The sequence below is a fragment of the Streptomyces sp. NPDC033229 genome (assembly GCF_055576875.1).
This window is the reverse complement of sequence record NZ_JBVIQR010000011.1, coordinates 82,875-105,556: the sequence shown is the minus strand read 5'-3', so window position 1 is coordinate 105,556 and position 22,682 is coordinate 82,875. Positions and strand designations below refer to the sequence as shown.

Here is a 22,682-nt window from a genome sequence, read left to right as displayed (position 1 = left end):
AATGACGAGGAGGGCTCATGAACGGCAAGGCGGTTCTGGTGACAGGCGGCAGCCGAGGCATCGGCGCGGCGATCGCACTGGCCATGGCCGAGGCGGGAGCCGATGTTGCCATCACCTACACGGCCAACGAGGCGGCGGCCAAGGAAGTGGTCCGCAGGATCGAGGCGATCGGCCGCCGGGGCATCGCCGTCAGGGCAGACGCGGGGGACGCCGGTGACGCGGCGGGCGCCGTGCACTGGGCGGCGCAGACACTCGGCCGACTCGATGTGCTGGTCAACAACGCGGGCGTGGGCGTCCTGGGCCCGCTCGCCGGGCTGACGCTGGCCGACATCGACCGCGTGCTCGCGGTCAACGTACGGGGTGCCTTCCTCGCTTCGCAGGCCGCAGCGGACCACATGGGCCAGGGAGGCCGGATCATCACCATCGGCACCTGCATGACCCAGCGGGTACCTGGCCCCGGCGGAACGCTCTACGCGATGAGCAAGTCGGCGCTGACCGGGCTCAACAAGGCCCTCGCCCGGGAGCTCGGCGGACGGGGCATCACCGCCAACATCGTCCACCCGGGGCCGGTCGACACTGACATGAACCCGGCCGACGGGCCCCACGCGGACTCCCAGGCCGCGATGACGGCCCTCGGCCGGTTCGGCCGTCCGGAGGAGGTCGCGGCCACGGTCGCCTTCCTCGCCGGAGACGGGGCCGCCTACATCACCGGATCCGAGTTCTCCGTCGACGGCGGCCACGCCGCCTGATCGGGCCGGACCATGCCCTGCCTCCCGTCGCCTTGCTTTCGGCGACGGGAGGCAGGGCATGGCGGCGATGGACGCAGGCTTCGCATCTGCCCTCCCCGCTGCGGAGCAGGGCGCACGGAAGTGGTCAAGGTCCGATTCCCGCCGGAAGCAGCAGCACGCCTCAGCCAGACTCGGCACCATGAATGACACAGACAGCACGATGCTCAGCTATTTCGACACTGCGGCAGAGGGTTTCAGTGATCGGCTACGGTCGGTGCCGGACACGTGCTGGGAGAACGCCACGCCGTGCACCGAATGGAACGTGCGTCAACTGGTCAACCACATGATCCAGGGGAGCCGCATCTATACCTCGCTCCTGCGTGGCGGCAGCAGTGCGGAGTTCATGGCGAACCTGGACCACGAGGAGCCCAACGGTGACCTGGTGACCACCTACCGGGATGCCGTGGCCGAGTGCCGGGCGGCGTTCCACGCCGTCGGCGCGCTCGACCAGATCGTCGACTACCCGTTCGGTCCCGTTCCCGGTCGGCAGCTGCTTGGCCTGTACGTCGTGGACGCGATCACCCACACTTGGGATCTCGCCCGCGCGGTACGGCTCGACGAACGACTCAACGCGCGCACGGTGCACTGGATCCTCAACAACTTCCAGTGGATCTATCACGGCGTCAGCGAAAGCCCGATCACGGACAGCAACCGCTACTACGGGTCACCCACAGGGGCACCGACGTCGGACACCTCCGAGCAGGACCATCTCCTCCGCGCAATGGGACGCAAGCTGTAGACCCGGCACCGAGATGAATCCTGAACGTGCGATGAACCCGTCCGTGGCGCGTGGAGATCTGCCGGATGTGCCGGGGCGATCACTACGGCCCGCTGCCCCCGGATCCTGGACACCGTAGACACTGGATCTTGAAGGTCCAGGTTCCGGGAGTTGCAGACACTCGCCGTGCGACTTTCCGCTACGTCTCAGCCCGTCGTTCATGGGATGTCCGCGTAGAGGCGGGCCCGGGTTACAGTCGCCCGATGCTGCGCATCGACTTCCCTATCGCCACCGCCCGGCTCATACTCCGTCCGTTCCGGCCCGAAGACGCCGAGGACGTTGGCGACTACCAGAGTCGGCCGGACGTCGCCCGGTTCATGCGGTGGGAGCCGCGAGGACCGGAGGACGTCCGGGTGGCCGTGGAGCAGATGGCCCGGGAGACCGAACTGGCCTCGGACGGGGACTGTCTCAGCCTGGCGGTTGTCGAGCCGGGCACGGGGACGGTCGTCGGGCAGGTCGAACTGGTCCTGCTCAGCGCCGAACACCGCCAGGGTGAGCTCGGCTATGTCTTCCACCCCGCTCACCAGGGCAAGGGCTTTGCCACCGAGGCCGCGTTCGCCGTCCTCCGCCTGGGGTTCGACGCATTGGGGATGCACCGGATGATCGGCCGCTGCCACGCGGACAACTCCGCCTCAGCCGGACTCCTCGAACGGCTGGGCATGCGCCGGGAGGCCCGCTTCATCGGCACGGAGTTCTTCAAGGGGGCATGGCGCGACGACCTGGTATACGCCATGCTCCAGCGCGAGTGGCTGGCCTCGGCTGCCCGTCGGTGAACATCACACGCCCCGTGACCGATGCCAACCACCCTCATTGTATGGGTAGTTACCAACGTGAAGGCTTGCGCACGCCTGAGCCCGGAGTCTCGTTGCTCGCCTGTCCCTACAGGTCAGCAATGACAAGCCGGTAGCCGATGTCGAGTGTTTCGCGGTGAAGCAGGTCGGCATGGCGTTCGTGCCACACGCCGGAAGACAGGTCGTCAGCCAGCCGGGCCAAGCCCGGACGGAGTACCTCCTCGTCAGTCTGGGCGAGCATGGATATGCCGGCACGCACTTCCGGATCAAGGTAGGCCTCGGGCCGGCGCCAGAAGGCGGCGCCGAACCCGTCCGTGCAGTCGTGCGGGATCGGGACCGTCTCGACGCGGGTGCCTCCCAACAGTGCAGTCAGCCGGTCGATCGCGACGGCACGCCTGTCATCGAACGCGGCCACCTCCGGCAGGTACTCGTCCACCAGCCAGAACCTGCGGAGGATGGTCTGGTCCCAGGTGAAGATGACGACGCGCCGCCGGGCGATCCGAAGCAGCTCCCCGATACCGGCTTCCAGGTCGGTCCAGTGGTGCACGGTCAGGAGGGCCATCACCGCGTCGGCGGAGTCGTCGGCGAGAGGGATCGACTCCGCGGATGCCTGCAGGGCCCGCACGGATCCGGCCGGACGCTGGGCGATCATCACTGAACTGGGTTCAACCGCCAGCACCGTTTGCGGTGGTTCGTAGGAGCCGGTGCCGGCCCCTACGTTGATCACCGTCGTAGCATCGCCGAGCGCCGCGTGGATCTTGGCGGCGATCCGGGGATCCGGTCGTCGGGTGTGGCTATAGGTCACACCAATGCCGTCATAGGTCGTCACGACGGACAGTATGCCGCGACTTCCGGCGTCAGCGGCGGGGGCGACTGTGCAGTCATCCCGGCAGCATAGTGACCGGTACGGCTGCAATGGTGTTGAGGCCACCCCGCCCCCGGGTCAGAGCAAGCGCGGCCGGAGCAGTCTGACGTCCACGCGCCGTGTCCGGCCGACGCACCACGTGGCGACCTGGTGATCGTGCGCCGTCAGACTCGATGACGGTCCGGCTCGAGTTCCGGCGAGAGGGACCCGGGTCGGCCCGAAGACCACAGCCGTGGAATCCACCGGCGGTTCGGTGACGGGCCTGGACATGAATGAATCGCCGCCGGTGATCCATAGGTGACTCAGCCGACGAGCCTCGACGCCGCCGCGCCCTGGAGCGCTACGCCTCTTACGGCGCAGTAGACCTCAGCCGGGTTGCTGTAGGAGCGCCACGGGAGGGCTCCTGCATAGCCGTCCACCAGCCGGAACTGTTCCAGGGCGGCCTCGTGGCGGCCTTGCTTGGTCAGGCAGTAGGCCAGCAGATGCCGGACCTCGGCGGCCCTGGGGTGGTCCGGCCGAGCTGCGGCGACATCCGCCAGCGCGGCCTCGGTCAGGGCCATCATCTCCGGCCAGCCGTAGGCCTCCTCCGGCGCCTCGTCGTCGTTGTGCTCGTACCAACTGACCAGCGGGAACATCGTCAGCAAGCTGCCATGCGGAGCCGTCGCCGCGGCCTGTGCGGCGAAGTTGCGGGCGAGTTCGGCGGAGCCGCACCACTTCGCGCTCCAGTATTGGAGCGCGCGCCCATGGGCCTCGTAGTGGTACGGCGCGCGGGCGGTGACCTCGGCCCACAGCTGGTGCAGCGCCTCGTGCGGGGCGTTCAGACCCATGTACAGCGGGATCTGAAGCAGGTACGGGGTCGGGTCGTCGGGATGAGCCAGGGAGGTGGCCCGGTCGAAGTCCTCCCTGGCTTCTTTCAGCACCCGGTGGAAGCCGGCGAACTGCTCGGCGGAGGTGTCCTTGGCCCAGGCCCCGCCACGGATCTGCCAGGCCAACGACACCTTGGCATTCGCGTGGACCACGGCCGCGTCCGGATCGTCGGGGCGCGCGGTCTGCCAGGCCCGCAGCCAGGTGCCGTCGTCGGCCGCCCGCCTCGCGATGACACCGACGAGGTAGGAGCGACGTTCCCAGTCGGTGCCCGTGGCGGTGAGCGCCTGGGCGGCGGGCTGCCAATCACCCTGGGAGAGGGCCGCCAGCACGGCTTCCGCCTCGGAGTCCCGGTACGCCCGGTCCGTGTTCTGCCGCTCCGGCGGCAGCAGCTCCGCGCCGATCTCGGCGGCGAGTCTCTCCGCGCGCTTGGCGAGCCTCTTGGACCGTAGCCAGAAGCAGAGCATGACGGTGATGATGACGAACGGGAGGATCTTCCCTGACATGGGTTCTACGGTCCGATCAGTCGTCGTGAGTTCACATAGATGTGCAAGAGATGTGGGATGCGGGCAAGTGCCCCGCGACCAGCCACGGGTGCTCCGCGTCGGCCGAGTCCAGCAGGCCGCGAGGTCGCCCGACGCGCTGCCTGAGGCGGCTCCCACGGTGGCCTGCCGTCGCCCGCGCGTGCATCGCCCTGTGCGCCAGTCCCGGCCGTTCCGCCCGCTCCAGCGCCAAGGCGCCCCGATCGCGAGCGGATGCGGCGCCCAGATCGAGGCCGCGACGTCGGTCCCGCCGAGCACGCCGAGCACGACATGGGCGACCAGACAGGCGTCGGCCGGCAAGACCACGCGCGCAGCGCGCGCGGAGATGCGGTCACAGAGCAGGGTCCCCCGGGCGAAGAAGAATATGAGTGGAAAGATCATATGTGCGAATCATGCACGGACGGGATCATTTCACCGGAGCCCAACCGGGCAGCCGCGCCAGGGGCGCAAGCGCGACCCGGCCCGGCCACGGGGGAGGACAGGTCATCGTGAGACGGGGGAGATTGGCGAGACGGATGAACGGTGAGGCCGTCGGGCGGTGGCTGAGGCGCGGGAGTTGCTTTCTCGCGACTCTCCTCCTGCCGGGGGCGGCCGCACCGGCGCAGGCGGACACGGAGGGGAACGGCACCGTCCAGGTGAGCCTCCGCCTCGATGGCGCTCAGCCCGACGACTGGTCGGAACCGCTCGGGCTGGGCGCGGACGGCAGATACGGCCTCTTCTCATCCCTGGCGTCCAATCTGGCGCCCGGCGCTACCAACCGCTTGTACGACGTGTTCGTCCGGGACTTACGGACCCGGCGTACCGAGCGGGTCAGATTCCCTGTCATTGTGTTGTCCTCATCGCCCACCTCCGACGCCGCTATGCGGACCGGCTGACCGTGTCACCGAGGTGGTCTCCGGCTACGAAAATCTTGCCCAGAGCCATCTTCACGTGTACGCCGACACGAGTGGCCGAACAGGTGCGTGTGCGCGAGAGCGTTGACGACGAGGGGCGACGACTGCTGTGGGCCGGCAAGACCGAGATCGTCTACCTCCTGACCAACTCCTCCTGACTGAACCGGATCGAGGCCCAGCCATCGCCTTGCGCTACTTCATCCTCGACGGCACCGACCATGGCGATCAACAAGGAGCAGGGCACTATGATCCGTCGCTACATCATCTGGCGAAACCGTCACGCCGACGACCGGCGCCTACACGCCGTCGTCGACAGGGCGAACGTTGCCTGACACGGCACCGGAGAGGTCGCAGGCCATGTACGCCTGCCGGAGTCCGGTAGACGCTGGGCCATCGGCCTCCAGGTGACGCGGGAGTGAACGGCGGCGCCGTCGGCGGCCCTCTGGTATGTACGCTGCCGCGACAGGCCCCCGGGAGAGGAAACGACCGTTGAGCACACCGCCCCCGACGATCGGTGCCATCGTCCTGACCATGAACGACCGCAAAGAGGAGTTCACCCGGGCCATGGACTCGCTCCTGGCCCAGGAAGGGGTGGACCTCGACGTCGTCGTAGTGGGCAACGGCGTCGAACCAGAACTTGTACCGCCCGGCGTCCGCACCGTGGCGCTGCCGGAGAACCTGGGCATCCCCGGAGGCCGCAACGTCGGAGCCGAGAGCGTCAAGGGCGACCTGCTGCTGTTCTTCGACAACGACGCCGTCCTCCCCGAGCCGGACAGCATCGCCCGGCTGGCCACCCGCCTTCTGCGGGACCCCAGCCTGGCGTACGTACAGCCGCGCATCGCCGACCCGGACACCGGCATCACCTTGCGCCGCTGGGTGCCCCGCCTGCGCGCCGACGCTCTACGCCCGGGCACCGTGACGGTTATGGCCGAAGGCATCATGCTGATGCGCCGTGAGGCGTTCGAAGGCGTCGGCGGGTGGCCGGGGCACTTCTTTCTCTTCCACGAGGGCATCGACCTCGCCTGGCGATGCTGGGACCACGGATACACCGGCTACTACATGCCGGACGTGACCGTGCACCATCCGGCCACCAACCCAGCACGGCACGCGATGTTCTACCGGATGAACGCCCGCAACCGGGTCTGGCTGGCTCGCCGAAACCTCCCGCGCATCCTGGTACCCGTCAACCTCGCCGTCTGGTCCCTGCTGACCTTGTGGCGCTTCCGTGACCTCAAGGTTCTGCGTACCTCCCTGGCCGGCTTCCGAGAAGGAGTGCGCACCAACTGCGGTACGCGGACGCCGATGAGCTGGCGCACCGTGGCACGGCTGACCCTTGCCGGCAGGCCGCCCGTCTTCTAGCGCACGAAGGCCGGGCGATCGCTTGGGAGCCGCCCCGCCGTTCAACGCCCGTTGGCCAGGCAACGGCCGGTCCGTTCACCCGGCGGGCTGAATCACCGCCATCAGCCCAGCAAACGACAGTACGCTGGCGAACCACTCGTCAGAGTAAACCCCGTCCCAGGGAGCCGTGTTGACTAACGACCTTGGGAGGAATTGAGCAGGGGACGGACTCGGCGGATCGCGGCGGAGACAGTGGAGCGGTCCACGCTGAAGAACTCGGCCAGGGCCGCGTGCGGCAGCCCATGCCTCAGGTGGGGGAGGGTGACCAGCAACCGGTCGACGAAGACCAGTTTCGGCTTGCGCCCAGCCCCCACCGATCGGCGCCGGGGGCCGCCACGCTGATCACGTAGCGCGGACTCGCGCGCTGCCTCCCATGGAGCCGCGAGTTCTTCGGGCAACTCGCCGAAATGTGCGCGGGAGACACCGGACAGGGCAGGATGGGAGCAGGCCGCACGGGCCCGGGTCAGCTTCACAACTCACCCAACTCGTGCGGCCCGTCTCATGTCACGGTCCGCAGTTCCGTATGACCGAACTGCGGTAACAGTGTCGGCCCTGTCAGCTGTCTGCCGGCAGCAGCTTCTTGATCGCCGCGACGGCGGCCTGCGGTTCGTCGGCGTGGCAGCGGACCGTATGAACCTCCGCGCGCCGCCCCAACAGGCTCACGGAGGTGACTGGTTGGGTCAGCTCGATAGTGATCGTGGTCTGCGACGCGATGGCCACGTCCAGCACACCGTCCTCGGACTTGTTCGCGTCCGGGAAGCGAAGGTCGTAACGGGCGGACGCGATCCGTTCCAGGGGTATCCGCAGATCGAGCCGTGCACCGCGCCGTATCCGCAGCTCGCCCGGCCCCACGACGTGTGGGCGTGTGACGGCGGCGGCGTGCAGCCCCAAGACAAGAAACACCGTGTAGAGGTCGAGAAGCAGCATGACCAGGTGGGCGACCGGATACGCGGCGAGCATGAAGGACACCCCGACCGTCTCGACCACGAACACGAAGACCAACCCGTACGCCGTCGGCGCCTGAGCACGCGCATACCCGACAGCGATATCCGCGTCCCGGACCCCGTGCGAGCGCCGAGCCACCCACAGCCCGAGGCTCGCCATCCACCGCCCCTCGTGTGCCGCCAGCCGTCGCGCCTGTGTGATGAATGTCCCGATCCCCATGTGCCTCAGTGAATCAGAGGGATCCTAAATTCCCCCAGGTCGTAAGCACCCGCTGCTGCCGCGAGATGCTGGCGGAGGTCACTTCTTGTTCCTCTCCTTGCCAGAGGGTGAGCGTGGGGGGTGTGCCGGGGATGCCGAGCTGGACGCGCAGGCGTTCTTTGGTGTTGCGGCAGTGGTAGTCCACGACGCTTTCGCTCAGTCACATGAACCAGGCGATGCGGCTGGTGGGGTAGTCCAGGACGTTGCGCAGGACGATGACGTCGAACTGTTTGGGGGCAGGTCCGCTATCGCGGTGAAGAGGCCGCGGCTGCTTTCCATGATCTTGAGCTGGTCCTGGCCGGCCCGCAGGGCCCGGGCGACGTCGAGGTAGAGCTTGACGTGCCCGATGTAGAAGGCCTGGAAGTCCAGCGGGAGCTGCGCCAGGGCGTCCACGAGGCGGCTGGAGCCGGCGAATGCGTCGGACAGGGCGTCGTAAAAGTCGTCGTCACCCGTCATACGGGTGCTCCGCCGCACAGCCCGGCCGGAGTGTTGCTGGGAACTGTCGGCGGTGGCGCCACCGCGGGGTGCCACCGCAACCGTCGCCGTTTCGTCAGCCGGTGAGGACGCCGCTGGAGGAGGGTACGGGGGTGACCTTGTCGGTGGCCGGGGCCACCACCTCCACGGGCTTGCCGAAGTCCGCGAGGTTCATCGTCACGGTGACACTGACCGGGCCCATGGCGCAGGAGAGCAGGGTGCGGGCCACCCGTCCGTTCCGGTCCACCCAGACGTCCGCGAAGACGGGGATCTCACCGATCTGCTTCTTTCCGGCGGCCCACTTCGCCCGCATTTCCTGCGCCAGCCGGAGCGTGACCATGTCGTCCTCGAGGATGCCGCGGTAATGGACGGCGGGCATGCCGTTCACCTTCTCCTCGCCGACTTTCGAGATCTTGCGCATGCCGGCTGCCTGGCGCAGGACGTGCTCGGGGTCGTTCAGAGGTGCGCGCAGCAAGTAGTGGGCCTCGGCCTCGTCCCGGGCGGTCGAGCCCCAGGAGTCCCCCATCCCCAGGAACCCGCCCACGTAGACGGTGCCGTTGGTGAACATCTCGTCCACGTGCCGGGGGCCCGGCGCATCCAGCATGTCCACCGCCAGGCGACCCTTGTCGCCCGCCAGGTCGAAGGCGCCCTTGACGGCGAGGGTGTAGGGGCGGGTGCCGTCACCTATCTTGATCTGTTCATCGATCCGGGCGCTGGTCTTGCCCGTGGCAGCCACGGCGGCCCGCACCGTCGGCCCGTGGTCCACGGCCGGAGCGGAGGCGGCTGCCTTCGCGGGCGGCTTCGGCTCATCGGCCACGCGGCCCCAGGAACACCCCGCGCACAGCAGGACAACGGCGCTGAGGGGGATGACGGAACGCCGCATTCAATTTCTCCGGGAGGCCTATGTGGTGACATGTCACAGATATCGAATTCGTGATCATACTTTCAGGAGACGGCATGTAGTCGGGTGGGGGTGCGCCGCCCGCAGCGCGGTTGTCCTGGGCCCAACAGCGGGAATGCCCCCGTGACCCATACGCCTCTAGCCCAGGCGGCGCCGAGGCGCCCGGGCGGAACTGCTCGGGCACCTCAGCGCACGGCAGGGTGCCCTGGGTCATTGAGCCTTGAGCGTTGTCACCCAAACTTGACCGCCCTGCTCAGAGTCCCTGTGGCGAAAGAGATCCAGGGTTGGCGCAGCGCGGCATAGAGCAAGGGTGACCGCGGCACAGGACCGCCTGGACGTCCCCGCCCGCCGACGCCGCCACGCGCGGCTGATCGCCGCCCTGACCAGGCAGATCGGCGCCTGCGCCGAAGCGGCGGGGGCGGTATACCAACCGATCGCCGCCGCCCGCCCGGCCAGGCCGTGGAGGTGGACTTCTTGCCGGACGTCCAAGTCAGCCTCGCTGCCGCCACTCTGCTGCACCTGGACCGCACCGAGGACGATGCCCGGTGGGCGACCGTCATGGCGTGGAAGCTGGAGGAGGCTCGGCGGACGTACGGCGGGCGGTGCGCCGTAGCGGAACTCCCGCTCTCGCTGCTTGTGGCAGTCAGGTGCCGGGGGAGTGCAGAGAGACCGCGAATGCGGTGAGTGCGGCAAAGTCTTCGTCGAGCAGCCCTCGTCGCGGGTCGACGTGGTGGAGCAGTGCCGGGCCGTCGTGGTGCGTAGCCGCGTAGGTTCGGTCGGCTGCGCCGAGGTCGTCATCGATCCAGGCGAACGGCCTGCTGGCGGCGTGCGCGATGAGATAGCGGGTCTTCCAGAGCGTGCCGCACGGCCCCGCGCCGTTCATCGTGGGCCAGTCCACCACGGGCAGTTCGGGGAGGCCGAGGACAGGCGCGATGAAAGCGTTCGCTTCCGTCCCCCAGGTGGTCGCCCACACCAGGTCGTACAGGTCGCTCAGTTCCAGGAGCCGACTGCCGTGGCCTGCGTTGAGCCAGACCCGGAGCGGCTTCACGTATGCCTGTGGCTTGCCGGGGTTTTGGGCGATCCAGCCCTCCGGCTTCATCCGGTGGGTTGAGTAGCCCTCAGGCCGGCGCTCCGGCTTCGCGGCGTATGGATTCAGTGGCCCGTCCACATCGAGGTAGAGAAGAGGGCGACGCACATGTTGCTACTTCCCTTGCTCAGCGGTTCAGGATGTGGTGAGTGTAGCTTCGCCGCATGCCGACGAGCCTCTGTTTTACGGGCAGATCGAGCGACGTCGCGTCAATGGCCCGGCCGTCCTCAGCGGATTCCCACCCGCCAGCCACCCGTCGGCCTCTTCGTCCGTCGGCAGCTTCCTGATCCGCCGCACGCAATCGCATACCCTTTCCCGCACAGTGCGCCCCCTCGTGCCCGGTTTCCGTATTCAGTCGTCTACGGTCATCGCGAGCAGGGCAATGTGCGACCGCGTGACCAGCAGAAAGTGCTTGCTCCAAGTCGCTGGGCATCCTTCGTCCTCGACGACGACTTCCGCGGCCATGCGCACGCTGCCCAGATGCTGCTCGACGGTCCCGGCCACGGCGAGTGCCCCGTCCTTCCCCGGCCCTAGTCGGCCGTCGCAGGCGACTCGTCGCGCCGTCCTGTCGAGGGTCTGCCCCAGTTCACCAGTCCAGCGCGACGGGGGCTTCAACGGCCGTACGCCCGTCACCACCTCAAAATGGGCCACCACCGATCGAGCCATTTCCGTCAATGAGGACCGAGGCGGAAAGCCTTCCACAAGCGGCTCAGCTGCGACCAGCGAAATACAGACGACGCGGTCGGCACCAGTGATCGCTGCCTCCAGCAGGGCCGCAACGTCGCGGACCGCCGCCCGCGCCGCAGAGGCTGCTCGCGTGGCCCCAGTGTCCGTTGCACCTTTTACCGAACGAGGCCGCGCACCGCGGGGAGCGGAATTCTTGTCCAGTTTCACGGGATCATCCTCGCAGGCCCACACACACTGGCCCGGCTCGCCACCGCACAATTGGCTGCACCCACGAACCCCTTCCATCCGTCAGATAGCCGCGTCCGCCTCGTCTCGTGTGCCCGGCGGTGCCTGATTTCGGTAGTAAGCGGCCGATGGGAGTCTTAGGCCCATGTCCAACGAGATGCTGCCCTTGACTGACTCGTCCATGAACGAGTGCGCACCGGTCCTCAGAACCGTCTTCGGTGACGATGAGGCGTGGCAGGCGATCTGCCGCACGATCGAGACACCCAGCGACGAGGGTTTTCTGGCCACCGTCACGTACTTCGACGATCCCGCCTTCCGCGGGCTCGAGCTGGCGCAGATCCTTGCCCTGATACCGGATGAGCCGGAGTGCAAGCTTCTGGTGGTGGTGGACGATGTCCCCCTTGGCTCGCCTGAGATGCCCCTGCTCTGTGTCGACCTCTGGGAGGTGCGGGGCCGCACGGTCCGCGTCGTTGCGACCGAGCTCTGGGGCATCGAGAACAACGTATCTCTGTCCAACATGGACTTCGAGGAATTCGCCGACGCGGCCGACGAAGACGGCGTCTTCCGCGGCTTCTGACCACAACAGTTCTTCCGGCGCAGGTGGCAGCCGGGGCCCGTCCGCGCGCACGCCCGGGCGGGGACGGCGCACCCCATGTTCCTTTGCCAGCGTCGTTTGAAAAGTGGCTCTGGATCACCTTTCGCGCTGGAGCTACGGAGGGTCACCGAATCCGCGATCATGACTGGCCGTGGATGACGCTCTCGTCCAGGGCCTGTGATCCCGTCAGGCCGACGACGGCGCGATCGACGCCTTCGACGCCAACCACGAACTGGTGGTGATACAAGCCCGCGCTCGCTTTGAATTTGCAGGTCGAAGGGCTGTTGTGACGGTCCTCCGGGGTGCTCACGCTGGTCGAGGGCGACAGCCTGCGGAGTAGGTCATCTGGCAGAGCGGTCGGCTTACCTGTTCCTGCCTGCTGTGGCCGGGTGGCCATGATCCGGTCTGTTCGGGAGCCAGTCGGCATGGGGCTAGCCCGGAGCCGCCCCAGCCGCCTGGCTATCCAGCGCAATGGTCGAGGATGGAGTCATGATCGGGGAAGCCAGCGAGATCGATCTGAGTAAGCAAGATCTTCGCGAGGTCACCGCGTTCGCTGCACCGTGCGCGGAAGTGGTGCTCGAGGTATTCGAGGGCGATCAGCCGGACGACTTGCGGACTGGCCTTCAACACCCGCGTCGCCACCCAGACCCCTACCATCCCCGTGCAGCCGTCCAGTCATATCGACGTACCGCAACCGCACGATGAACGATCCGGCTACCGCCCACGACACGCGGAGAATCACAGCAGGTCAGAGGCGGTCACAGCCATATTCGTTGTTCGCGCGGCGGATACTACGGCGACCCAGCAGGCAGAGCGGCCGGCGGGGCCCGCGGTCGTCAGCCCCTCGACCTGCTCGACGAACGTACGGCGTCGGCACGCGGCTTTGTCGCAGTACGTGGGCCGCATCGGCTTTCATCGGGGCCAGAGGAAGTCCGGTGTGTCGGTGGGGGTGGGGTCACCATAGATCGTGGCCGTGGCGTTGACGGTCATGTAGGTGAGGGTGACGAGGTTCGCGAAACCGACACCGGCCAGCAGCCGCTTCCAGTTGTCGCCTCGACTGCGTGCTTCCGTCCCCCTGAAGATGCAGGGGGTTGTGGCGTGTGTGCGCCAGTTGTGCAGCATCACGGCAGCGGTGGTGAGGAACAGGGTCCATGCGAAGCATTCATAGACCGGGTACTGGTACCAATGGCCGCCCCATAGTGACAGGGACCGGATGGCGCCTGCCCACGAGTAGGTCCCCAGGCTGATGGCCAGTGCCTCGAAGAGGCAGACCGTGACCAGGCCCGTCAGGATTCCTATGGGCAGTATGCGTGCCGATGCCCAGCGCGGCCGCCATCGGACGACCCGGTCGATCAACCAGCATTGGGTCCACACACACATGATCATCGCGGCAAAGCCTCCGACGCCGGCTAGGCCGAATGCCGTCTCGATGTTCAGGTACGGGTCAGGATGGCCGTGCCATCCTGGAATGTAGGGCCCCCAGGACGGGAAATGCAGGGCGTACTGATTATGGAGGGCGAACGGCCCGGAGTAGTCGTACAGCGGGTCCTGCCAGGCACTCAGCGTGTATCCGGCGAAGAGAGCCGCGTCGAGCGTGATGTGGCCTGCTTGACGGCATCGTCTTGCGATGACAATGGTGATGGTGACGAGTAGCACGATGTCGAGCGCTGCGCCGAGCCAGATCAGGATCGCGCGGATGGATGAGATGTCGACGTTGTCGTTGACGGTCACGCGAAGGTTTCCGTTCGCGGCCCACCGGCCCAGGATCCATGTCTGAGTGGCGAGGGAAGCGACTCCGAACGCGGCCCAGACCGTCGCCGGGCTCGGCCGGAGCCACCGTCCGCCGTCGGGCCCCGTCATGCCTCGTGCTCCGCCGGGGAGGGGCGCTTGGCCGGCCGGTGCTGTGGCTCCCGCAAAGGGGGGTGTCGGGGGCCGAGCAGGATCGGCATCAGGAGTGACGGGGTGAGGAGACGACTGGGCGGGATGGTGAGGCTGAGTGCCCCGTAATAGGCGCGGGCGACTGGTGCCGAGCAAGCCGCGGTGGCCCGGATGCGATCAGTGAGGGCGCGGGCGGTGCGCATCATCGCCGACGGAGGGGCGCCAACGGCCTGGGGGTAGCGGATGTCCTCAGTGGTGCAGATCGCCCACGGCAGGTCCGCTTGGTGACACAGGGCGCGCTGAACAGCATGCGTGTCGAGTGCCGCGACCGGACGGTCGCGGAGCATATGGTGAAGGGCGAGAGCGCTTTGAGCGGCGACCGTCATTCCCTGGCCGTAGAGGGGATTGAAGGTGACCACAGAGTCCCCGACGGCCAGGAACCCGTGCGGCCAGGCGGGGGTACGTTCATAGTGGCGGCGGCGATTCGCGGTGGCTCGGTATCCGAAGACGCGAGTGGTAAGAGTGGCCTCGTCGAGCAGTTCCCCCAGTGCGGGATGGCGCAGGCCGTACGCGAAGGCCCGGAATCCTGCTTCGTCCAGCGGTGGATGGGCTCCCCGAGTGCCGGAGAGGGTCACCATCCACTGCCCGCCCTCGGTCCGGAGCAGGAAGCCGGCGCGTCCGGGGCCGCCTGCGCGTGGGTCGGGTTGTACCGTGGCGCAGCTGACGGGCAGCCCCGCGGCCGTGGGCCGGATGGTGGCGGTCGCGTAGGCGAGGCCGCTGTCCACGACCGTGGTGACTACGGCGGGGAGGCCAAGATCGGTGAACCAGTGCGGTGTCTTTGCGGAACACCCGGTGGCGTCCACGACCAGATCGGCTACCAGGGTCTCGTGCCGGCCGGTGTTGCGGTCTCGGACCCGGACGCCCCGTACATGGCGGGCGTTGCCGACCAGTTCGACGGCTTCCGTCGCTTCGCGGACGGTAACGGCGTACCGCTGCAGCAGGTGGGTACGCACGGTGTGTTCGACGAAGGGCTGGCTTGCGCCTATGAGGAAGTACGGAGTGGAAACGGGGCGCATCCAGCCGTGTGGGCCATAGATCAGTGCCTCGTCGCCCAGACCGATGCGGCGGGCGCCACCGGCAATGAGCGCCTCGTACGTTCCCGGCAGTAAGCGTTCGATGGCATGGATGCCGCCTGACAAGAGTCCGTGCAGATGCCTGCCCTGAGGCACCCCTTTGCGCGGGGCCGGAAGCCGGGGCAGGCGGTCCCGTTCGACGATCGTCACGGTGCCGGTGTGCTCGGCGAGCGCGGCGGCTGTGAGCATCCCGGCGATTCCGCTGCCGAGCACGATGGCGTGGCCGCGCCGGTGAGGGCGGCCGGTCATGCGGGCCCGTCCGACGGGTGCTCGGGATCGGGCAAGGCCTCGGTGGTAGCGGCGAATCGGTGGGCGAGGTGGGCAGCCAGGGCCGTGACGGTGGAGTGTTTCCAGATGGCCTTGGGTGGGACCTGGATGCCGAGTGCCTTGTTGATGCGGGTGGATAACTCCAGGGCCATGAGCGAGTCCAGGCCGCAATCGGCCAGCGGGACGTCCGGGTCCACAGTGGTGCTGTGGCGCCGCAGGATGGCAGCCGTCTGTTCGGCGAGGAAGGTGCTCAGGAGGGTGCTCCGCTGCTGCGCTTCAGCGGCTGCCAGCGTCGCGCGGAGAACCGTGTGCTCGGCGGCGGCCGTGGCATCCGCGGTGCGGTCCTGGTGGGCGAGCGGGGTGAAGAACGGCAGCTTGTGGAGGCGGTCGCCGATGAAGCGGCGTGCGTCGGGGATCGGGAGGTAGCCGGTGCAGGCTCGGTTGTGGCTCAGGATGGTCCGGCAGGCGGCGAGCCCTTCGGCGGGGCCGATCATGGTGAAGCCGCGGTCGGCGAGGGCGGTGCCTCGGCCGTGGTCGGCCCAGGCACCCCACTGGATGCTGTGGGCGGGCAGGCCCTGGGAGCGGCGGTGGTGGGTGAGGGCGTCCAGCCAGGCGTTGGCGGCGGCGTAGGCGCCCTGGCCGGGGTTTCCCATCAGGGCCGCGGCGGAGGAGAAGCCGAGCCACCAGTCGAGCGGCTGGCCGCGGCTGGCCTGGCTCAGGTGCCAGGCGCCGGTGGTTTTGGCTCCCCAGACCCGGTCGAGGAGATCGTCGTCGATGTTCGCCACCGTCGCATCCGCGATGACGGCGGCGGCGTGGGCGATACCGCGCAGCGGAAGGCCGGTGGCACAGGCCGCGTCCACCAGACGGGGGGCGGTGGCGGGGTCGGTGATATCGCCGAGCTGGAGGTCGATGTCACTGCCGCTACGGCGCAGTTCGCCGATGACTTCGGCGGCGTGCTCGCCGGGGTGGCCGCGACCGTTCAGGACGATACGGCCGGCGCCGTGTTCGGCGAGGTCTCGTGCGAGGAGCAGGCCGAGACCGCCCAGGCCGCCGGTGATGATGTAAGCGCCGTGGCAGTCGGCGAGACGGACCTGACTCGGCGGGATCACTGCCGGGCTGGTGCCGTCCCGGGGGATGGTGATGACGAGCTTGCCGGTGTGCTGGGCGCCGGCCATCGTGCGCAGGGCGTCGCCCAGGTGGCTCAGCGGGTGGATGGTGTAGGGCAGCGGATGGATCCGTCCGGCCGCGACTTCCGCAGCGACTTCTCGGGTCAGTGTCTCGGCCAGGCGGGGCAGTTCCTCGGCGATCAGCGTCAGGTCGACACTGGCGAAGGTGATGTTGCGGGCAAAGGGATCCAGCCCCAGGCGGTGGTTGGCGTGGATGTCGCGTTTGCCGAGTTCGATGAAGCGGCCGCTCGGGCGCAGCAGGTCGAGGCCGGCGCGTAGGGCTGAGCCGGTCAGGGAGTTGAGGACGATGTCCACCCCGCGGCCGCCGGTGGCCGACCGGATCTGCTCGGCGAAGTCCAGGGTGCGGGAGTCGTGGACGTGGGCGATGCCCATGGCGCGTAACTGGTCGCGTTTGGCCTCGGTGCCGGCGGTGGCGTGAACGGTCGCGCCTGCGGCCCGGGCGAGGGCGAGGGCGGCCCGGCCCAGACCACCGGTGGCCGAGTGGATGAGAACGTGCTCTTCGGGCTGGACGCGGGCCAGATGGTGCAGGGCGTACCACGCGGTCAGAAATGCAGTCGGCAGCGTCACTGCCTCGGGATAGGTCATGGCCGCGGGGATGGGGAACACCGTGGTGGTGGGGACGGTCACGAACGAGCCCAGCGCACCGGGGGCGAAGGCAGCGACACGGTCTCCGATGCGCAGATCCGCCACACCGGGGCCGACGGCGGTGACCTCTCCCGCACAGTCCAGTCCCAGCCGAGTGGCGTCCGTCGTGTCCGCCAGGGTGCCCAACGCGTTGAGGACGTCCTTGAAGTTCAGGCCGGCGGTGTGCACGCCGATCTCGATCTCTCCCTCGCCGGGAGCGCGCCGGGGCCGTGTGACCAGTTCCAAGGAATCCAGGTCGCCGCGGCGACGGGGAACCGGAGCCACACCGTCCTGACCGAAACGGGCTGTGGTGGTGTGTCGTTCGCCGTCCTGGAACGGGGCGCTGCGCAGCCGGGCGACATAGCGGATACCGGCCCGCCAGGCGGTCTCATCTTCGGCGTCGTCGGCCAGCAGCTCGGCCACCAGGTCGGTGGCGTCACAGGTGTCGCCTGCCACATCGATGTGGGTCGTGCGCAGTGTGGGGTGCTCGCTGCCGATGACTCGGCACAAGCCGCGCAGTGGGGCCTGTTCGAGGGTGATGCGTTCAGTACCGGGTGCTGCCTGAGCGCCCCGAGTGACTACGTACAGGCGCGGTGGGGCGGCGGCCGTGGTGTCGGACAGGATTCGGACCAAGCGGATCAGGTGGCGTATGCGGGCGCGGGCGCGCTTGATGCCTTCGGTGCTCTCGTCGGAGGCTGGTGGCGGGCACAGGACGACCAGGCCCTGGTCGTCCTGGCAGGACAGGAGCGTCTCGACGGCGCCGGCAGCCGATTCCTCCGGCCCGACGACACTGTGGGTGCAGTGAGTACCAGCTGCACCCAGGGTAGTGAGGAGAGAGTCCGTCAGGGGATCTGCGCGGTGGCCGTCCTCGGTGATCACCAGCCAGGAGTCGGTGGCGGCGTCGGCGAGGGGGGGGCGGGGGAGTGGCGTCCCATTCGACGGCCAGCATGCGCTGTCCGGCGCGGGTGACCGCGTCCTCCGCCTGCGAGCGGCCGAGGCGGGTGTCCAGCAGCTCGGCGACGATGGTGCCGTCCTCGGCCAGCAGCGTGAGATCGGCCCGTGCCCCGGCGTCGTCGGCCTCGCGAAGGTCTGCCACGCACCAGCTCGCACGCTGCATGTCGTGGCCCCGCAGCGTGCCGATGCTCAGAGGGAGGTAAGCCGAGGCCGGGGCCATCAGGGCGGGGTGTGAACAGAGCACCTGCATGCAGGCGTCCAACAGCACCGGGTGGGCCCGGAAGGTGCGGGCACTGCCGCGCAGCTGCCGGGGGATCTGGATCCGGCCTATGACCCGCTGCGCGAGGGCGGCGGGCTGGTACGTGGCCGTGAGCCCGACGAAACCAGGGCCGTGCCGGACTCCTTTGCTCCTGGCATTGGCGAATACGGGCTCCGGTGAGGCGGAGGGTTGCTGACGGGCGAGCGCCGCACCCAGGTCGAACGGCAGCTGAGCGGATGCGTCCTCGGTTCCGGTACCGGCGGTGAGCCGGTGCACTGCGGCGGTGGCCAGGCGCTGGGCCTGTCCTTCTTCTTCGGAAAGGATCTCCACCGCCGCGCTGTGGGGAGTCAGGCAGGTGGCCCGGGTGGTGAGCACCGTGTGGGCGTTGAGCGTCAGCAGGGAGTGGAACGCAAGGTCCCGGACCTCGAAGCGCGCCGCCTCCCCGTACAGATCGGTGGCCGCCGCCAGCACCATCTCGGCGAAGCCGGCACCGGGCATGGCCGGGGCGCCGTAAACCTGGTGGTCGGCCAGCCACGGGTAGGCCGCGGTGCCCACATCGGTCTGCCACACGTGCTGCGTGTCCAGACCGTCCGGCAGCACGACATCGGCACCGAGCAGTGGACGGCCGATCTGGCCGACTTCCTCTCGGCGCGTGATGCTCTCCGGCATCCACAGGCTGCGCCTGGCCCACACGGGCAGCGGCACCTCGGCCAGGTCTCCGTCGGTGTGGCGGGGCCAGGACATGGCGACCCCGGCACAGTAGGCGGTCGCCGCCTGGGCCAGCAGACCGGCCGGATCGGCCTGGCCCCGGATCAGGGTCGGCAACACGATGGCCTGACGGCCGGCCCCGGTGGCGATCTCCTCCACGAAATGCGTGAGCAGCGGGTGCGGGGAAATCTCGATGAAACTGCGGTGGCCGTCAGCCAGCGCCGCGGCACACGCCGCGGTGAAACGCACGGGCAGCCGCAGATTGTCGGCCCAGTAGTCCGCCTCGAAGGCAGGCGTGGCGCGGGGGTCGTCGAGCACTGTGGAGTAAAAGCCCACCCGCGCGGCACGCGGTGCGATCCCGCTGACGCACGCGCGCAGCTCCGGCAGGACCGGTTCGACCTGTGCGCTGTGCGAGGCGACGTCCACCGCGACCAGACCCGCCATGACGTCCCGCCGCTGCCAGGCGGTCACCAGTGCCTCCACCTGCTGTGCGTCTCCGGAGACCACGGTGGCCGACGGTGAGCTCACGGCCGCGATACTGACGCCGGTGCTGGCGGTGGCCAGCAGTTCGGCCTCCACCTCCCTGTGGGGGAGCATCACCTGGGCCATTGCTCCGGTACCTGCCAGACGGGCGAGCAGCCGGGAGCGACGGCAGACCACCATGGCGCCGTCGGCTGGGGACAGGGCGCCTGCCACCACGGCGGCTGCCGCTTCACCGACCGAGTGTCCGATCACCGCTGCCGGTTCCACACCGTGCGCCCGCCAGGCGGCGGCCAGTGCGACCTGCATGGTGAACAGCGTCGGCTGCACGGTGGCGAAGCCGGTCACCACCGCATCGGCGGCCAAGGCCTCGCGGACCGAGAATCCGGACTCCGCCCGCACCACCGGCTCCAGTTCCTTCACCACTGCGGCGAAGGCCGGTTCGCCCGCCAGCAAGGCGCGCCCCATCCCGGCCCACTGCGATCCCTGCCCGGAGAAGACCCAGACCGGGCCCCGGCTCTGCCGCCGGGCCGTCCCCGTCCAGACCGGCGCGCCCACCTTGCCCGCGGCCAGTCGGCGCAGCCCTTGGACCAGCTCCGCCCGGTCCCTCGCCGCCACCACGGCCCGCGTGGTGCGGTGCTCGCGGCGGCATGCCAGGGTATGAGCCACATCCCGCAGTGCACGACCCGTTCCCCCCGCCTCCAGCCACTGCGCGAGCCGGCCGGCCGTGGTCGCCAGCGCCTGCTCGGATCCGGCCGACAGTGGGTACAGGCGGACTGTGTCGGACACGCCGGTGCGGGCGGCGGGCCGCACTGCTTCGGGCGCCTGCTCCACCAGGACATGGGCATTGGTTCCCGACATGCCGTAGGAGGAGACTGCGGCTATTCGCGGTCCTTCCACGTCCGGCCAGGGCGTGAGCCTGGTCGGCACGTAGAAGCGGCTCTTGTCGGCCTGGATCTCCGGATTCCACGCATCGAAGTGCAAGTTGGCCGGGATCCGACCGTGCTGCACGGCCAGCACCGCCTTGATCAGGCCCGCGATACCCGAAGCGGTCTCGCAGTGACCGATGTTGGTCTTGACCGACCCCAGCGCGCACGGCGCCCCTGCCGCTCCATAGGCGGCGCGCAGGGCGGCGTACTCGATGGGATCACCCACCTCGGTTCCGGGGCCGTGCGTCTCCACCAGCGCGACCCGGGCCGGGTCGGTACCGGAGCGCCCCAATACTTGCTCCTGCAGAGCCTGTTGCCCCTCAACCGAGGGGCTGAGCATGGTGTCGGACCGGCCGTTGTTGTTCGCCCCGGTCTCGCGCAGCACTGCCAGCACCCGATCGCCCTCCGCCAGCGCGTCCGGCAGGCGTTTGAGAGCCACCATGCCACAGCCTTCGCCCCGCACGTACCCGTTCCCGTCCGCGGAGAACGCACGGCACCTGCCCTGCGGTGACAGCACCCCCAGTGTCGAGAAGACCAGGGTGTTCTTCGCCTGGAGCGAGAGCATGACCCCGCCCGCCAGCGCCAGGTCCGCCTCGCCGGAGCGCAGCGACTGAGCGGCCAGATGCACCGCGACCAGCGCCGAGGAACACGCGGTGTCCAAGGTGACCGCGGGCCCCCTCAGGTCGAGCAGGTAGGCAATTCGGCTGGAGGCGGTGAAGCGCGTGGTGCCGATGATGGCGTGTGCGGCGTCGGGGCTGCGCAGCCCCCGGTCGAAGTCCATCATGTCCATGTAGTCCTCGTACGAGCAGCCCACCATCACGGCCGTTGCCGAACCCCGCAGGCCGTGCGGGGCCAGTCCGGCGTGTTCCAGGGCTTCGCACGAGGTCTCCAGGAGGAGCCGGAACTGCGGGTCGATCAGTGCGGCCTCGCGGTCGGTGAGCCCGAAGAACTCCGGCTCGAATCCGCTGACATCGTCGAGGAACGCCCCCCAGCGGGACTGCGTCTTGCCCGGTACCCCCGGCTCGGGGTCGTACACCGACCTCACATCCCACCGTTCGGGCGGCACCTCGGTGACTACGTCCCGCCCCTGCGCCAGCACCTGCCAAAACGTTTCAGTGGAATCGACCCCTCCAGGAAAACGGCACCCGATACCCACCACCGCGATCGGCAAGGCAAGCGATGTGGACATGGTCCAGCCCCCTATTCGGCGATCGCCGTGTTATAGATCCGCTGGAAGACCGGCAGCTCGCGGCCGTCAACCATCACGAAGCGACCGGTCCGCTCGAAGTGCACGTGCTGCCCGTAGAAGGCAACCGTGAACTTCTCCAGCGCCTCTGTCCGCCAACTGCTGCACCCGGCACAGGCCGTCCGGCCCACCCGCCAACACGATCGTCACCACGAGAAGTTCCATTCTCCGCAAGGGTGAGGGGTTGTCCGCAACGCCCGGGCCTGCCGGAGGGGCTTGACGAGAGGGGGAGTGATGAAGGCTGGACCCGGAGGGCGCGGCTCTTCGCGGAGACACCCTGATGACACCGCCGACAGGAGTCACGCCTGGCCATGTCGCGACCGCTAGAAGATCCTTTGGCCGCAGCACGTTGCGTACCCTTGTTCTAAGTAAGCAGTCGAAGACGGAGCCATCAACCCATCTGAGACGGCGCACTAACGCACCGCAGTGCGCCAGCGCGCATTAACCGAGCTCGTCTGCCTCGCACGCCGTGGATTACCGCTGCAATGATCACCTGCATAGCGCCGCACGGCGTCCATGCGGGTTGTCTTTGATCTTCGGTTCGCCCCCTGAAGCAGGGTGGGTTCTCTCGGTGGGACGGGGACGGACACCCGGTTGCGGGTCAACGTCTTGATCGAGTGTCCGGCCCAGAGTATTCAGTGGAATCCTGTTGACGGCGACTGGCGAATGCGATACTTCTGAAAAGCGGAGATCGTGTGAGATCTTGCATGAGGACTGGATCAGTTTCACCGAATTAGCTCACCGGCGCCTGTGATGCTGGAGTGCCATGCCATCCGCCTCAGAATTCATTGTCACGTCTTCAGAATTACCACCAAGGCGATTGCTTGGCCTGCGTGAAGACGGAAGCATGGATTTGACGTGTCACAGAGATGAACTGGTCAATGGTCGCCCACAATGATTCCGGCCTGCATGGCAGTTGCCGATCG

Annotated in this window: 19 protein-coding genes and 1 pseudogene; 6 read left to right on the top strand and 14 right to left on the bottom strand. The window is 68.4% G+C overall.

The features are described 5' to 3' along the window. Positions 1 to 17 precede the first annotated feature (17 nt). The 3 genes from ACZ53N_RS12845 (at position 18) to ACZ53N_RS12835 (ending at position 2,339) form a co-directional block, all read left to right on the top strand. A complete protein-coding gene (locus tag ACZ53N_RS12845; RefSeq protein WP_469140900.1) occupies positions 18 to 749 on the top strand; it encodes an SDR family oxidoreductase in 732 nt (243 codons plus the stop codon). Positions 750 to 927: 178 nt separating this feature from the next. After that, entirely contained in the window at positions 928 to 1,527 is a 600-nt protein-coding gene (locus ACZ53N_RS12840; protein ID WP_469140899.1) for a TIGR03086 family metal-binding protein, read from the top strand. A 242-nt stretch (positions 1,528 to 1,769) separates the two neighbouring features. Then, positions 1,770 to 2,339: a GNAT family N-acetyltransferase gene (locus ACZ53N_RS12835; protein ID WP_469140898.1), complete on the top strand. Its 570-nt coding sequence runs from the start codon at positions 1,770 to 1,772 to the stop codon at positions 2,337 to 2,339. A gap of 106 nt (positions 2,340 to 2,445) precedes the next feature. Here ACZ53N_RS12835 and ACZ53N_RS12830 read toward each other — a convergent pair whose 3' ends face one another. Then, positions 2,446 to 3,186: a class I SAM-dependent methyltransferase gene (locus ACZ53N_RS12830; RefSeq protein WP_469140897.1), complete on the bottom strand. Its 741-nt coding sequence runs from the start codon at positions 3,184 to 3,186 to the stop codon at positions 2,446 to 2,448. Positions 3,187 to 3,524: 338 nt separating this feature from the next. Next, positions 3,525 to 4,592 (bottom strand): hypothetical protein, encoded by a 1,068-nt coding sequence (locus ACZ53N_RS12825; RefSeq protein WP_469140896.1) that lies wholly within the window; start codon positions 4,590 to 4,592, stop codon positions 3,525 to 3,527. Positions 4,593 to 5,634: 1,042 nt separating this feature from the next. Between ACZ53N_RS12825 and ACZ53N_RS12820 the strand changes: the two are divergent. Next, a pseudogene (locus tag ACZ53N_RS12820) lies at positions 5,635 to 5,853 on the top strand (IS630 family transposase); the annotation flags it as partial. 115 nt (positions 5,854 to 5,968) lie between these two features. Next, positions 5,969 to 6,880 (top strand): glycosyltransferase family 2 protein, encoded by a 912-nt coding sequence (locus ACZ53N_RS12815; RefSeq protein ID WP_469140895.1) that lies wholly within the window; start codon positions 5,969 to 5,971, stop codon positions 6,878 to 6,880. Positions 6,881 to 7,053: 173 nt separating this feature from the next. Here ACZ53N_RS12815 and ACZ53N_RS12810 read toward each other — a convergent pair whose 3' ends face one another. The 6 genes from ACZ53N_RS12810 to ACZ53N_RS12785 all read right to left on the bottom strand — a co-directional run bounded on the left by ACZ53N_RS12810 (position 7,054) and on the right by ACZ53N_RS12785 (position 11,478). Then, the gene (locus ACZ53N_RS12810) at positions 7,054 to 7,233 is read right to left on the bottom strand and encodes a helix-turn-helix domain-containing protein (protein WP_469140894.1); all 180 of its coding nucleotides are present in this window, start codon (positions 7,231 to 7,233) and stop codon (positions 7,054 to 7,056) included. Between the two features lie 241 nt (positions 7,234 to 7,474). Beyond that, entirely contained in the window at positions 7,475 to 8,023 is a 549-nt protein-coding gene (locus ACZ53N_RS12805; protein WP_469140893.1) for a hypothetical protein, read from the bottom strand. 255 nt (positions 8,024 to 8,278) lie between these two features. Then, complete coding sequence (locus ACZ53N_RS12800) at positions 8,279 to 8,578, bottom strand: hypothetical protein (RefSeq protein ID WP_469140892.1); 300 nt, start codon at positions 8,576 to 8,578, stop codon at positions 8,279 to 8,281. 94 nt (positions 8,579 to 8,672) lie between these two features. Further along, positions 8,673 to 9,479 (bottom strand): SCO4651 family lipoprotein, encoded by an 807-nt coding sequence (locus tag ACZ53N_RS12795; protein WP_469140891.1) that lies wholly within the window; start codon positions 9,477 to 9,479, stop codon positions 8,673 to 8,675. Between the two features lie 661 nt (positions 9,480 to 10,140). Further along, positions 10,141 to 10,692, bottom strand: coding sequence for an HAD domain-containing protein (locus ACZ53N_RS12790; protein ID WP_469140890.1), 552 nt, complete (start codon positions 10,690 to 10,692; stop codon positions 10,141 to 10,143). Positions 10,693 to 10,935: 243 nt separating this feature from the next. Further along, positions 10,936 to 11,478: a hypothetical protein gene (locus ACZ53N_RS12785; RefSeq protein ID WP_469140889.1), complete on the bottom strand. Its 543-nt coding sequence runs from the start codon at positions 11,476 to 11,478 to the stop codon at positions 10,936 to 10,938. Positions 11,479 to 11,641: 163 nt separating this feature from the next. Here ACZ53N_RS12785 and ACZ53N_RS12780 point away from each other — a divergent pair, with 163 nt between their 5' ends. Further along, positions 11,642 to 12,073, top strand: a complete 432-nt coding sequence (locus tag ACZ53N_RS12780; RefSeq protein WP_469140888.1) for a DUF6924 domain-containing protein — start codon at positions 11,642 to 11,644, stop codon at positions 12,071 to 12,073. A 157-nt stretch (positions 12,074 to 12,230) separates the two neighbouring features. Here ACZ53N_RS12780 and ACZ53N_RS12775 read toward each other — a convergent pair whose 3' ends face one another. The 6 genes from ACZ53N_RS12775 to ACZ53N_RS12750 form a co-directional block, all read right to left on the bottom strand. Then, on the bottom strand, positions 12,231 to 12,401 hold the full coding sequence (locus ACZ53N_RS12775) for a hypothetical protein (protein WP_469140887.1): 171 nt from the start codon (positions 12,399 to 12,401) through the stop codon (positions 12,231 to 12,233). 602 nt (positions 12,402 to 13,003) lie between these two features. After that, positions 13,004 to 13,822 (bottom strand): spirocyclase AveC family protein, encoded by an 819-nt coding sequence (locus tag ACZ53N_RS12770; RefSeq protein WP_469140886.1) that lies wholly within the window; start codon positions 13,820 to 13,822, stop codon positions 13,004 to 13,006. A gap of 125 nt (positions 13,823 to 13,947) precedes the next feature. Continuing rightward, positions 13,948 to 15,351: an FAD-binding protein gene (locus tag ACZ53N_RS12765; protein ID WP_469140885.1), complete on the bottom strand. Its 1,404-nt coding sequence runs from the start codon at positions 15,349 to 15,351 to the stop codon at positions 13,948 to 13,950. Next, positions 15,348 to 17,690, bottom strand: a complete 2,343-nt coding sequence (locus ACZ53N_RS12760; RefSeq protein WP_469140884.1) for an SDR family NAD(P)-dependent oxidoreductase — start codon at positions 17,688 to 17,690, stop codon at positions 15,348 to 15,350. Before ACZ53N_RS12760 ends, ACZ53N_RS12765 begins: the two co-directional genes overlap by 4 nt. A 34-nt stretch (positions 17,691 to 17,724) precedes the next feature. Then, positions 17,725 to 21,699: an acyltransferase domain-containing protein gene (locus ACZ53N_RS12755; RefSeq protein WP_469140883.1), complete on the bottom strand. Its 3,975-nt coding sequence runs from the start codon at positions 21,697 to 21,699 to the stop codon at positions 17,725 to 17,727. A gap of 11 nt (positions 21,700 to 21,710) precedes the next feature. After that, positions 21,711 to 21,887, bottom strand: coding sequence for a DUF5988 family protein (locus ACZ53N_RS12750; RefSeq protein ID WP_469140882.1), 177 nt, complete (start codon positions 21,885 to 21,887; stop codon positions 21,711 to 21,713). Positions 21,888 to 22,682: the final 795 nt, after the last annotated feature.